General features: G+C 62.3%; 13 protein-coding genes. 2 read left to right on the top strand and 11 right to left on the bottom strand.

The annotated features are described in order from the left end of the window. The first annotated feature begins 437 nt into the window (after positions 1 to 437). On the top strand, positions 438 to 818 hold the full coding sequence (locus tag BLT98_RS06875; protein WP_225317377.1) for an MmcQ/YjbR family DNA-binding protein: 381 nt from the start codon (positions 438 to 440) through the stop codon (positions 816 to 818). On the opposite strand, the gene BLT98_RS06880 is transcribed toward BLT98_RS06875, so the two are convergent. Continuing rightward, the gene (locus tag BLT98_RS06880) at positions 819 to 1439 is read right to left on the bottom strand and encodes a TetR/AcrR family transcriptional regulator (RefSeq protein WP_034779484.1); all 621 of its coding nucleotides are present in this window, start codon (positions 1437 to 1439) and stop codon (positions 819 to 821) included. A 91-nt stretch (positions 1440 to 1530) separates the two neighbouring features. Here BLT98_RS06880 and BLT98_RS06885 point away from each other — a divergent pair, with 91 nt between their 5' ends. Beyond that, entirely contained in the window at positions 1531 to 2745 is a 1215-nt protein-coding gene (locus BLT98_RS06885) for an MFS transporter (RefSeq protein WP_092606106.1), read from the top strand. A 3-nt stretch (positions 2746 to 2748) separates the two neighbouring features. Here the strand turns inward: BLT98_RS06885 and BLT98_RS06890 are convergent, their stop codons facing one another. From BLT98_RS06890 to BLT98_RS06935, 10 genes are all read right to left on the bottom strand, one after another. Beyond that, the gene (locus BLT98_RS06890) at positions 2749 to 3051 is read right to left on the bottom strand and encodes a hypothetical protein (RefSeq protein WP_170846310.1); all 303 of its coding nucleotides are present in this window, start codon (positions 3049 to 3051) and stop codon (positions 2749 to 2751) included. Positions 3052 to 3108: 57 nt separating this feature from the next. Then, positions 3109 to 4338: a PQQ-dependent sugar dehydrogenase gene (locus BLT98_RS06895; RefSeq protein WP_244517412.1), complete on the bottom strand. Its 1230-nt coding sequence runs from the start codon at positions 4336 to 4338 to the stop codon at positions 3109 to 3111. A 59-nt stretch (positions 4339 to 4397) separates the two neighbouring features. Next, entirely contained in the window at positions 4398 to 6374 is a 1977-nt protein-coding gene (locus BLT98_RS06900) for a PKD domain-containing protein (protein ID WP_139179135.1), read from the bottom strand. Positions 6375 to 6594: 220 nt separating this feature from the next. Beyond that, positions 6595 to 7095: a 2-C-methyl-D-erythritol 2,4-cyclodiphosphate synthase gene (ispF, locus tag BLT98_RS06905; RefSeq protein WP_092606110.1), complete on the bottom strand. Its 501-nt coding sequence runs from the start codon at positions 7093 to 7095 to the stop codon at positions 6595 to 6597. A gap of 17 nt (positions 7096 to 7112) precedes the next feature. After that, on the bottom strand, positions 7113 to 7814 hold the full coding sequence (ispD, locus tag BLT98_RS06910) for a 2-C-methyl-D-erythritol 4-phosphate cytidylyltransferase (protein ID WP_092606112.1): 702 nt from the start codon (positions 7812 to 7814) through the stop codon (positions 7113 to 7115). Positions 7815 to 7826: 12 nt separating this feature from the next. Further along, entirely contained in the window at positions 7827 to 8522 is a 696-nt protein-coding gene (locus BLT98_RS06915) for a hypothetical protein (protein ID WP_170846311.1), read from the bottom strand. 8 nt (positions 8523 to 8530) lie between these two features. Further along, positions 8531 to 9088: an NUDIX domain-containing protein gene (locus BLT98_RS06920; RefSeq protein WP_070255807.1), complete on the bottom strand. Its 558-nt coding sequence runs from the start codon at positions 9086 to 9088 to the stop codon at positions 8531 to 8533. 75 nt (positions 9089 to 9163) lie between these two features. Then, complete coding sequence (locus BLT98_RS06925) at positions 9164 to 9487, bottom strand: DUF2818 family protein (protein ID WP_070255601.1); 324 nt, start codon at positions 9485 to 9487, stop codon at positions 9164 to 9166. A 3-nt stretch (positions 9488 to 9490) separates the two neighbouring features. Then, positions 9491 to 10993, bottom strand: coding sequence for an NADH-quinone oxidoreductase subunit NuoN (nuoN, locus tag BLT98_RS06930; protein ID WP_092606116.1), 1503 nt, complete (start codon positions 10991 to 10993; stop codon positions 9491 to 9493). 16 nt (positions 10994 to 11009) lie between these two features. Further along, complete coding sequence (locus BLT98_RS06935; protein ID WP_034749975.1) at positions 11010 to 12509, bottom strand: NADH-quinone oxidoreductase subunit M; 1500 nt, start codon at positions 12507 to 12509, stop codon at positions 11010 to 11012. Between the last annotated feature and the right edge of the window lies 1 nt (position 12510).

The raw sequence follows: 12510 nt of genomic DNA on the forward strand, positions 1-12510 counted from the left end.
GCAAGGGGCGCTGGAGCTGAATACACGCTGCATTGAGGCGTGTCGGCGTAGCGCTAGGGATTGCAGGAATGAGCGGTCGGGGGCATGGCTTCCGCGAAACAGCGCGGACTTGCGGCGTGCCATGGCGGCACTGCAAGCGTCCTGGAAAGGGTTCGGGTTCCCGGGACAAGGCCAGACAATTGACGGGTCAGGTAAGACGATGAAGCTATTCTAGCTCAAATTCCCTGGAAGAAAAGTATTTTTCTTTTAACCATGAAAGATATTTTTATGGCAAGCACCTGTCCAGTGGCAGAAAAAACCCATCCCTCACTCTGGAGCGGCGACCATGCGCGGCACGTGACGTGTCGCGGCTGCACCACAGACCAGTCCGTCAGTGTCGCATCTTGCGCATTTCTTTTCGCATGCCTCTGCACCACGGGGTGAAACAGCATGGCAAAATGCAGTCACGCTGCTATCTGTCCGATGAGGGGGAAAGAGGAATGGTCGACCTGGAAGAACTACGCTATCTGGCACTGTCGTTTCCCGACACCACCGAGGAAGAACACCACGACCGTCCGGCGTTCCGCGTGGGCGGGAAGATCTTTGCCACCCTGCCCGATGACGAGCACATCAACGTGCTGCTCGATGCGGAAGCGGCGCACATCGCCACCGTCATCACGCCATCGGGCTGCGAGAAACTCTGGTGGGGAGAACGCCTGGCCGGCATCACGGTGCGCCTGGCGGACGCCGAGCTGGACATGCTGGCCGCCGCCCTGACGGCCGCCTGGCGGCGCAAGGCGCCCAGCGACCTGGCCAAGACCATCGCCCCGACAGGATAGTTACAACGGCCAATTGCGCAGCAGCAATCCCACCATTTGCTGCAACTGCTCGCGCGATACGCCGGCCGCCGCCTGGATGGCCATGCCCTGCGACAGGGTCACGACAAAACGCGCCTGCTGCTCCGGGCAGGAATCGGGCGGCAAATCCCCCTCTTCCCTGGCGCGCCGCAAGCGGTCGCGCAGCTTGATTTCACCGCGCAGCCGGCGCGCAAACAATTCATCGCGGATCGGCAAGGCATCGTCGCTGCAGGCGAGCGCCGCATTGACACCCATGCAGCCGTGCGGGCCATCGGGCATGGTTTGCGCGTCGACATATTGCGTCAGCAAGGCTTCCACCACCTGGCGCGCCGTCGGCTGTTCCAGCGCCGCGTCGAAGAACCGCATGCGCGTGTCGCTGTAGCGCTCGAGCGCCTTGTGGAACAATTGCTCCTTGTTGCCGAAGACGGCATACAGGCTGGGCCGGTTCATGCCCATGGCTTTCGTCAATTCCGGCAGGGAGCTGCCCTCATAACCCTTTTCCCAGAATACTTTCATGGCGCAATCGAGCGCCTGATCCGCGTCAAACGTGCGTGGCCGCCCCGTTTTCGCCTTGACCGCTTCCTCATTTTTATCTTGTTTCATACCGTTCGGTAAAAAATTATTGACAACACTGTCTGCCTTCCCTGATTATATACCGACCGGTTAAAAACCTCCCGGCTTTTCAGGAACCCCTATGCACACACCTTCCAACGCTACTGGCGACGATACCACCGTGGCGCCATGGCTGGCCGTCTTATCGGTCGGCATCGGCGCCTTCGCCCTCGTCACCTCCGAATTCCTGCCCGTCGGCCTGCTGCCCGCCATGGCGGCCGAACTGGCCATCAGCAAGGGCCAGGCGGGGCTGATGATCACCACGCCCGGCATCGTTGCCGCGTTTGCCGCCATCTTTGTCACCGTCGGCTCAGGCCGCCTGGACCGCCGCATCGTGCTGCTGGCCCTCACGGCCCTGCTGGTGGCGTCGAACCTGCTGGTGGCGCTGGCGCCGTCGTATGCGTGGATACTGCTGGGCCGCGCCATGCTGGGCGTGGGCGTGGGCGGCTTCTGGGCCATCGGCAGCGCCATCGGCCCGCGCCTGGTGGCGCCGCAGCATGCGTCGCGCGCCATGTCCATCATCTTCGCCGGCGTCTCGCTGGGCACGGTGGCGGGCGTGCCGGCCGGCGCGCTGGTGGGCGAGCTGGTGGGCTGGCGGGTCGCTTTCGGCGCGGCCAGCGCCATTGCCGTACTGGTCTTCCTCGGCCAGCTGTTGCTGCTGCCCAAGCTGCCGCCGACGCAAGCCATCCGCCTGCGCCAGTTGCCGATGATTTTCGGCATTCGCAAGGCCAGGCTGGGCCTGATCGCCACAGCCATGATCTTCACGGGCCAGTTCGCCGCCTACACGTATATCGCGCCCTTCCTCACGCAAATCTCGCACCTGGCAGCCGGCACGGTCAGCGCCATGCTGCTCGTGTATGGCGCTTCCGGCTTCATCGGCAACCTCGCGGGCGGCTGGGCCGCCGGCCGCTACGAACGGGCCGCGCTGATGGTGACGGGTGCCGTGCTGGGCTTGTCCACCCTGGCCCTGGCCGCGTTCGGCAGCCATTCGCTTACCGCCATGCTGCTGGTGGCCGTGTGGGGTTTCGGTTTCGGCGCCATGCCGATCGCCGTGCAGACGTGGATGTTCAAGGCGGCGCCACACTTGATGGAAGGCAGCAGCGCGCTGTTTGTCGCCATCGTGCAAGTGTCGCTGGCGTCGGGCGCCTTGCTGGGAGGCATGGCCGTCGACCGGCTGGGGGTATCGAGCGCGATGGTGGTCGGCGGCCTGTTCGCCCTCGGCTGCGCCCTGACGATCGCCATCTTTGGCAAGCCGCAGGCCAGTCCCAAGGCTGGCGCGGCCTGCGTCCCATCGTAGGAATCAAATGCGGCCGCGGCGGAATTCGCCAAGGAATTTCGTCACTTCGGCCGGCGTCATCACGACGTCCGCATCGCCGTGATACGCATACAGGAAGGGCGTGCCGCCCAGGCGATCCGTCAGCTTGGCAAAGAGCAGAAAGCGGCTGCCCAGCGGGTAGCGCTGCAGGTCGACGAGGCGGCGCGAGCACTGCACGGCCAGCTCGGGCGAAAAAGCCTGGCCCGGCACGGGGCGGATTTCCACGCGGCCATTAATCGCGCGCGATTCGACGGCGACGTGCCGGTATGCATAAGTATCACGGGCCATGCCGCCACCTTGAATGAAGTAAAGGCGCCATCTTAAGCGAAGATGGCGCCTGCCGTGCTACTGCGCCACGATGCGCAGCAAGCGGCCATTGTCTTCATCCGTCAGCGCATACAGATAGCCGTCCGGCCCCTGGCGCACGTCGCGCACGCGCGCGCCGATGGCCAGGCGGTCCTGCCCCGTCACCTTGCCGCTGGCATCGACGGCGATGCGGCGGATATCCTTGGCCGCCAGGCCGCCGCTGAAGATGCTGCCGCGCCAGGCGGCAATCTTGTCGCCCGTGTAGACGGCCAGGCCCGACGGCGCCGGCGACGGCACCCAGGCCACGCTCGGATTGAGCATGCCGGCCACTTCATGCTTGCCGACCGGTTCATGCGTCGTGTAGTCGGCGCCATAGCTTTGCAGGGGCCAGCCGTAGTTGCCTCCCGCCACCACCAGATTCATCTCATCGCCGCCATACGGTCCGTGTTCCGTGGCCCACACGCGGCCGGAAACAGGATCGAGCGCCAGGCCCTGCACGTTGCGATGGCCGTACGACCAGATTTCCGGCAAGGCACCCTTGGCGGCCAGCGGGTTGCCAGGTGCCGGCTTGCCGTCTTCCGTCAGGCGCAGGATGGAACCCTGGTGCGTGGCCAGATTCTGTGCCTGCTCGCGCGCCAGGCGGTCGCCGATGCGCAGCGGCGGGTTGCCGCCATCGGCCACGCTCATCAGCAAAGTGCCGTCCGGCAGCCACAGCAGGCGCGAACCGAAATGCTGGCCGCCGCTCTTGTCGGTGGCGACCTTGAACAGGGTCTGGATGCCCGTCACCTTCCTGCCGTCGAACACGCCGCGCACGAGGGTCGTGCGGTTGGCGTCATTGGTGCCGGTCGACACCGTCATGTAGACGCGCGGATTCGGCTTGGCCGCATCCTGCGGATGAATCACGATATCGAGCAAGCCGCCCTGCCCGCCCGTAAACACCTTGGGCATGCCTTCCAGCGCCACGTCGGTAAAAGTCTTTCCATTCAGCAGATGCAATGTTCCCTGCTTGCTGGTGACCAGCGCGCGCCCCTCGCCCAGCCAGGCGATGCCCCACGGCTGGCGCACGCCCTGCGCGACGGTCTCGGCCTTCCAACCCTGTTTCGCGGCAGGCGGCTCGCCCGTGGCTTGCAGTTCGGCGTGGGCAGGCATGGCGCAGGCGGCGAAGGCTCCCAGCAGCAATGCGGTGGCAAGGCGTGTACGCTTGATGATTGGCATCGGGAATTCTCCTGTGTCGTCAATAAAAAAGGCGGCCGCGATGGTCTTTGCCATCGTGCCGCCTTTAAAAATAGCACAGATTGCACGGCGGACGCGCCGCCGTTCTCATGCCATCAGCGATACACCAGATAGTATTTCGGGCGCGCGGTGGTTTTCTGCGCGCCGCCCGTCTGCACCAGCGCTACAGGGTCGCCTGCGGCCGTATGGAAGATGCCGATGCCATAACTTTGCTCGCCGCCAATCACCGGCAGGCTGACGCTGCCTGCTGGGAAGAGCAATTCACCGCTATATTTCTTGTAACTGCCCTGATATACCGTATCGTAGCCTGGATAAGCGTACTCAAACGAACTTTCCATCAGCAGCACTTCCGCTTTGGTGGGCGAATAAGTCATCGATTGCATGCTGCTGGTGCCGCTGCTGCTTGAGCCGAGGGTAAAGCGCCCCATGTATTGCAGCGTGTCGGCATTAAAGTAGGTACCGTTTCCGGTAAACAAAATATCTTCCTTCGGCGACAGGAAGAACGGTGACGAAATGTAATAGTCGCCATAGACAGCGCCGTTAGTGAGGATGGCATGCGTTTGCGGGTCAAAGGTGAAATACGAAAGCGTTGAGTAATTGCCCTGCGAGAGAAAGACCTTGTCCTTCGATGCTGCAAATACGCCGCGCAGAGCGCCATAGAAACCGCCACTGGCAAAATCAAGCGAAGGCAATGCCTGTCCCGTACGTGCGTTAATAACAGCAACAGCGGGCCGCGCGGATGAACCAATCGATTGGCCCGAGAGAAATACCACGCCAGCATTGGTAACGAATACCTCCGTCTGCGTGCCACCGGTGCCGGTCGATTTCAACAGGCTCCCCGACACCAGATCCACCAGACTGACCACGCCATCATGCAACACAGCGGCCAGCTTGCCATCCGGACTCAGATTGAGGGCCTTGACCGCTGTCGGCAGATCAACGCTGCTGGTCGCGCCGTTAACCGGATTGATGACTTTGACGGTGTACGGCTCGGCAGTGACGACAACAAGGCGGTCGGTAGCCAGGCTATAACGCATCTCAACCGGCTTGAACGGCAATGCGACCACACTCGAAGTCGACGTGACCGCATTGAATTTCAGGTAAGCGATCGCCGTCTGGCGGCCATTGCTCACTGTCAGCGACAGCACGTAAGCGCCAGCCACGTCCGGTGTAAATGCAGGAATCGCCGCCGTCGCTGCGCCCACCGCCGCGACAGAACCGGCGGGACGGGTATCGACCGCCCAGGCATAGCTCAGGGGAGCGCCACCCTCGTCATAACTGAGGATGCCGCTGGTGACCAGCGGCTGGCCGACGGGGACGGTCTGGTTGTTGCGGCTGACCACCGCGACCGTGCCCTGGATCACGCCCATCGGCATGCTGTTGTTGGCATCGAACAGGTACACCGTTTCGGCATACGCGCCCTTGCCGTCCGCACCGCGGGCACGCACTTTGTACAGGCCCAGCACATCGGGCGAGAAACGCGCCGTTTGACCGCTGACAAACAGCAGGGACGTACTGCCGGCCGGCTTCTGGATCAGTTCCCACGTCGTGGTCACCTTGTCGCCGTCGATATCGACGCTGCCCGTGGCATCAAGCACGATGCCGGAACCTGCCGAGACACTCACGGCATCCTTGACAAGCGGCTGCGCCGTAAACGTCGCATTGACCACCAGCACCGCATTCGGCACCCGGTTATTCACCAGCACGGTGGCATTCTTTTCCGCAAAACCGCCCTTGCCATTCGTCACGCGCAGCTTGAAGACATAGGTACCCAGCGCGTCGGGCTGGAAGTTCAGTTTCGGGGTCGAGACGGCGCCCATGTTCAAGCCGCTGCCGGCAGGTTTCGAGACCATGCTCCAGGCAAAGCTCAGCGTCCCGCCGTCGCTATCCTTGCTGCCACCGGCATCGAGTTCAATCTGTCCACCCATGCTGCCGATGGCATCGGCACCTTCTGCCGCCGCCGACACGGCACCGGCAAACAGGATGGCAGGCTGCGGCACGGCCGCCACGGGCGGCGGCGCCGCAGTTTCACTGCCACCGCCTCCACCGCCACACCCGGCCAGCATGGCCATGGCCAACATACCCGCTCCCAACCAGCGCGCGGCTGGTCCCTGCATACGACTACGCATATGATTCCGTTCTTTCAATATTTCCCGTGGTTATAAAGTGACGTCTTGTCGCGTCCGAAAAAGCGGACAAATATTATCATGACAATAACGTTAAATTTTCACCACATTTCAATTTGGAAATATTAATTTTCAGGAATTATTAAAAAGGAGCTGCCGGGTACGCTCAGGCGCGCAGCAGCAAGGCCACGGCTTCGGCCGCGATGCCCTCTTCACGACCCAGGTAGCCCAGTTTTTCATTTGTCTTGGCCTTGATGTTGACCTGGCCCACGCTCACACCCAGGTCTTCGGCCACGTTGGCGCACATGGCGGCGATGTGCGGCGCCATTTTCGGGCGCTGGGCGATGATGGTGGCGTCGATATTGCCGATGATATAACCGGTCGCTTGCACGCGGCGCGCGGCCTCGCGCAGCAGGGTGCGCGAATCGGCGCCCTTGAACTGCGCGTCCGTGTCGGGGAAATGGCGGCCGATGTCGCCCAGCGCGGCGGCGCCGAAGATGGCGTCCGTGATCGCGTGCAGCAATACGTCCGCATCGGAATGGCCGAGCAAGCCCAGGTGATGGGGGATGTTCACGCCGCCAATGATCAGGTCGCGGTTTTCCACCAGCGCGTGGCAGTCATAGCCCTGGCCGATGCGGAAAGGCAGTACGGGAGTCGTTGTGTTCATGCGGGTCTCTCTGGAATTCAAGGGTTGGCCAAATACAGTTCGGCCGTGTATATGTCGCGCGGCAAGGTCACCTTCAGGTTGCGCGGGTGGCCTTCGACCAGCATGGGCGCCAGGCCCAGCGCTTCGACGGCGCTGGCGTCGTCCGTGATCGCTTGCGGGTCGGGCGCTTCGGATAAGGCTTGGTGCAGCAAGGCATAGCTGAACATCTGCGGCGTCTGTGCCAGCCATAGATGGTCGCGCGGCACCGTCTGCGCCGACAGGCCGTCCGGCCCCGCCCGCTTGACGGTATCGACCACGGGCAAGGCCAGCAGACCGCCGGCCGGGTGGTCGCCCACCTCGTTGATGAGTTTTTCGATCAGGGCCGGCGTCAGGCCGGGACGCGCCGCGTCGTGCACCAGCACCTGGTCGTGGGCACCGATGCTGCCGTGCACGGCCTGCAAGCCATTCAGGATCGTCTCCATGCGCGTGGCGCCGCCGCAGCGCAGCACAGTGATGCCCTGCTCCGGCACGACCGTGTCGATCACGCTATCCTCCGCGCTGACGACGACATACGTGTGCGCGATCAGGGGGCTGGCGAGAAAGGCGTCGAGCGCGTGGCGCAGCATGGGTTTGCCGGCGATAGGTAAATATTGCTTGGGACTGCCCGCTTCCATGCGCGCGCCCACGCCGGCGGCGGGGATCAGCGCAAAATAACGGACGGTGTTCGGTGCTGCTGTCATGCCATTCCTTGTCTAGTTGGCGGGCGCTGCCTTGCCCGCCAGGATGTTCTGGATTTCGCCCTTGCACGCCTTGCCCAGGCGCGCATATTCTTGCGGAGAATCGATGGCCGCCTGCAAGGTTTCCACCTTGCGCATTTCAGCCTTGATATACGGCAACCAGCCCGTGTCGATCTCGCGCGCCAGCGCCGCCTTGGCCGTGCCGCTGGGCGCATACAGGGGCCGCGCCTCGAAGCGTTTGGCCAGCGCCGCGCGCACGGTCTTTTCCACGCGCGGCAAGTGTTCCATATAGGTCTTCATGTGCCGCAGCTCGTGCGCGAGTATCTCATCATACGCGCAAGTGCCGGGGGCAAACTCGCGGCCGATATAGATCACCACGGGCGCATACGTGAGGGACACGGTAATCTGCGGCGCCACGCATTCATAGCCGCTGGCCGGGTCTTGCAGCATGGGGCCGGCCAGGGCGATGGCCACGCGCGAATCCGTCTTCGTCAATCCCAGTACCCAGGTATTGGCGCGCGCCGTGCCCTTCATCACGGTCAGGGCCTTGTACGGCAGATGCGTGTCGATGCTGTAGCCATTCTGCTGCGCCGTCAGCACGGACACCGTCTTGCTGATCGTGTCTTCGCAGCGCACCTGGAACGGCGTGCGCGCGGCCCCGTGCGCGCCCAGGCTGGCAGACGCCAGCAGCAGGAAGATCGCCGCGCGCATGTGCGGAATCAGGCCGGTTGCCAGGCGCCGCTGGTGATCTTGTCGAGCCAGAAGATGCCGATGACGGTTTTCACGTCCGTGATCGTGCCATCCTTGACCCAGTCGAGCAGCTGCGGCACGGTGGCCGTAAACGTTTCCAGGAATTCGCCTTCATCGAGCTGGCGTTCGCCGGCCACCAGGCCGCGCGCCAGGAACAGCTCCAGGTGTTCATCGGAATACGCGATGGCGTTATGGATGGTGGAGACGAATTGCCAGTCGCTGGCCGTGTAGCCCGTCTCTTCCAGCAATTCGCGCTGGGCGCAGGCCAGGTGCGATTCTCCCGCGTCGATCTTGCCAGCGGGGAATTCAATGAAGACCCGGTCCAGCGGATAGCGGTACTGGCGTTCCATCAGCACGGTGCCATCGTCGAGCAGCGGCAGGATGACCACGGCGCCCGGATGCAGGACGAATTCGCGCGCCGTGATCTTGCCGTCCGGCAGCGCAACCCGGTCGCGCTGCACGCGCAGGAAGCCGCCCTGATAGACGAGCTCGCCGTCCACCTTGGTTTCAGTTAAATTCATATCCATGCGTTCTGTATCCATACGTTGATTATGCTCAATAAAAAAAAACGGCGCCAGAGGCGCCGCTTTCGGTCGATGGGGCTAATGTCGTTTGCGCAGGTAGCGTGTGACAAAGCCTGGGAAAGCCAGCACCAGGAACAGACATCCCGTGATGGCATAGAACTCCCAGGTCTGCGGGAAACCGTTGCCGATGCGCGCTTCGAGCGCGAACGCCACGGCGCCGACGATGAAGTACAGAATCACCATCTCCAGCAGGCGCAGCGCCAGCGGCTTGCGCCAGCCCTGCTCTGCTTGCGCCGCCCTTTTCAGGGGCACGGCGGCAAACAGCTTCTCGTTCAGGAAAGGCAGGTTGGCGCCCAGGATGCCCAGGGCGATCACCAGCCAGCTCGAGGCGGTGACATCCATCGGTCAGGACGCCAGCGTCTTGGTGATGGCGGTCGCGCAGGCAGCCAGGATGCTGTTAGGCATCACACCCAGCGCCAGGACGAACACGCCGTTCAGGGCCAGCACGACGCGCATGTCGCCATGCACGACCAGCACATTGCCGTCCGTCGGCTCGTCGAACCACATCATTTTCACGACGCGCAGGTAGTAGAAGGCGCCGATCAGCGAGAACAGCACGGCAACGATGGTCAGCCACAGCTGGCCCGTCGCCAGCACGGAAGCGAGCACCGAGTACTTGGCCATGAAGCCCATCAGCGGCGGCACGCCGGCCAGCGAGAACATGAACAGGGTCATCACCAGCGCGAAGATCGGGCTGCGTTTGCCCAGGCCCTTGAAGTCGGCCAGTTCGTCTGCTTCGAAACCATTACGTGCCAACAACATGATCACGCCAAAGGTACCCAGGGTGGTGAACACGTAGGTGATGACGTAGTACATCGAGGCGCCGTAGGCGGTGGCTGCGCCAGCCGCGTTCAGGGTGTTGTTCGGTGCATCCACGGTACCGGACAGCAAGCCCAGCAGAACGAAGCCCATTTGCGCGATGGTCGAATACGCCAACATACGCTTCAGGTTGGTTTGCGCGATCGCGGTGAAGTTGCCGATCGCCAGCGACATCACGGCCAGCACCAGCAGCATTTGCTGCCAGTCATGTGCCATCGGCAGCAAGCCTTCGGCCAGCAAGCGCAGGGTGATGGCGAAGGCGGCCAGTTTCGGCGCCGCGCCCAGCAGCAGGGTCACAGCCGTCGGCGAACCTTGATACACGTCAGGCACCCACATGTGGAATGGCACGACGCCCAGTTTGAAGGCCAGGCCGGCAACGAGGAACACCAGGCCGAAGACCATGATGGTGCCGTTGGTCTTGCCGTTTTCCAGCGCCACGCGCAGTTCGCCCAGGTCCAGGGTGCCGGAGGCGCCGTACAGCATCGAGATACCGTACAACATGAAACCGGAGGCCAGCGCGCCCAGGATGAAGTATTTCATGGCCGCTTCCGTGGCCTTGGCATTGTCACGGCGCAAGGCGATCAGTGCGTACAGCGACAGCGACATCAGTTCCAGACCCAGGTAGATGATCAGGAAGTTGTTGGCCGAGATCATGATCATCTGGCCCAGCAGTGCAAACAGGGCCAGCACGTAGAACTCGCCGCCCAGGTTACCCGACAGCATGCTGCGGTCGGTGGCATAGGCGCGCGAGTAGATCAGGGTCAGCGCCACGGCGCCGTACGAGAACAGTTTCAACAGCTGCGACATCGGGTCCGACACGAACATGTTGTGGAACGTGTAGACGGTGGTGCCCGCATTGAAGTCGCCCACGGTCAGCAAGGCGCAGCCGGCCAGGGTCAGCAGCGACAGCGCATAGGTGATCGAACGCTTCGCCGCAGGCAAGAACATATCGATCAGCAAGAGCGCCGACGTGGCGATCAGCAGAAAGATTTCCGCGTACAGCGGTACCAGATTAGGTGCATTAGTCATGTTATCGGTCTTCTATTTAAGGCAACTTGCTGGTGGCGACATGCTGCAGCAGGTCAGCAACCGAAGTTTGCATCGTGTCGGTGAACGGGGCTGGGTACAGACCCATCACGAGCACGGCGATGGCCAGCACAGCAAGCATGAAGAATTCACGTTTGTTGATGTCGGTCAGTTCGGCCACATGCTTGTTCTTGATCTTGCCGAACACCACGCGCTTGGCCATCCACAGCGAGTACGCCGCGCCCCAGATCAGTGCCGTTGCAGCCAGCAGACCGATCCAGAAGTTGTATTTCACCGCGCCCAGGATCACCATGAACTCGCCGACGAAGCCGGACGTCGCAGGCAGACCGCAGTTGGCCATCGAGAACAGCACGAAGAAGGCGGCAAATTTCGGCATGCGGTTCACGACGCCGCCGTAGTCGGCGATGTTGCGGGTATGCATGCGGTCATACAGCACGCCGATGCACAGGAACATCGCGCCGGAGATGAAGCCGTGCGAGACCATCTGCACGATACCGCCCTGCACCGAGATGTCGTTGAACATGAAGAAGCCCAGGGTCACGAAACCCATGTGCGCGATCGACGAATAGGCGACCAGTTTTTTCATGTCGGTTTGCACCAGGGCAACCAGACCGATGTAGATCACGGCGATCAGCGACAAGGCGATCATGAAACCCGACAGGTAGTGGCTGGCGTCCGGCGTGATCGGCAGCGAGAAACGCAGGAAGCCGTAAGCGCCCAGTTTCAGCATGATGGCGGCCAGCACGGCGGAACCGCCCGTTGGCGCTTCCACGTGGACGTCCGGCAACCACGTGTGGACGGGGAACATCGGCACCTTGACGGCAAACGCCATCAGGAAGGCCAGGAAGATGAAGATCTGCTCGTTCATCGTCAGCTTGAACGCATGCCAGGCCAGGATGTCGAAGGTGCCCGACACATTGCGCAGGTAGATGATGGCAACCAGGGTCAGCAGCGAACCGAAGAAGGTGTACAGGAAGAACTTGAACGACGCGTACACGCGGTTCGAACCGCCCCAGATACCGATGATGATGAACATCGGGATCAGGGTTGCTTCAAAGAAGAAGTAGAACAGCAAGCCGTCCAGCGCGCAGAACACGCCGATCATCAGGCCCGACAGGATCAAGAACGAGCCCATGTACTGGGCGATGCGCTTCTCGATCACTTGCCAAGCGGAAATAACGACGATGACGGTGATGAACGCCGTCAGTGGCACGAACCACAGCGACAGGCCGTCGATACCCAGCGAGTACCAGATATTGAAGGTTTCAATCCACGGTGCTTTTTCGACGAATTGCATGCCGTGCGCGGCGTTGTCGAAATGCTGGATCAGCGGCAAGGTGCACAGCATGCTGAGCACGGCGCCAGCCAGCGACAGCCAGCGGGTAAAGCCCGCTTTGCTGTCACGGCCGAGAGCCAGGATCAGGACGCCGCAAATGATCGGCACCCAGATCGACAGACTCAGGTAAGGAGGTAGTGTAGAAATCGTAGACTGCATCATG

It is taken from the genome of Janthinobacterium sp. YR213, from assembly GCF_900099875.1.
GTDB lineage: Bacteria > Pseudomonadota > Gammaproteobacteria > Burkholderiales > Burkholderiaceae_D > Janthinobacterium > Janthinobacterium lividum.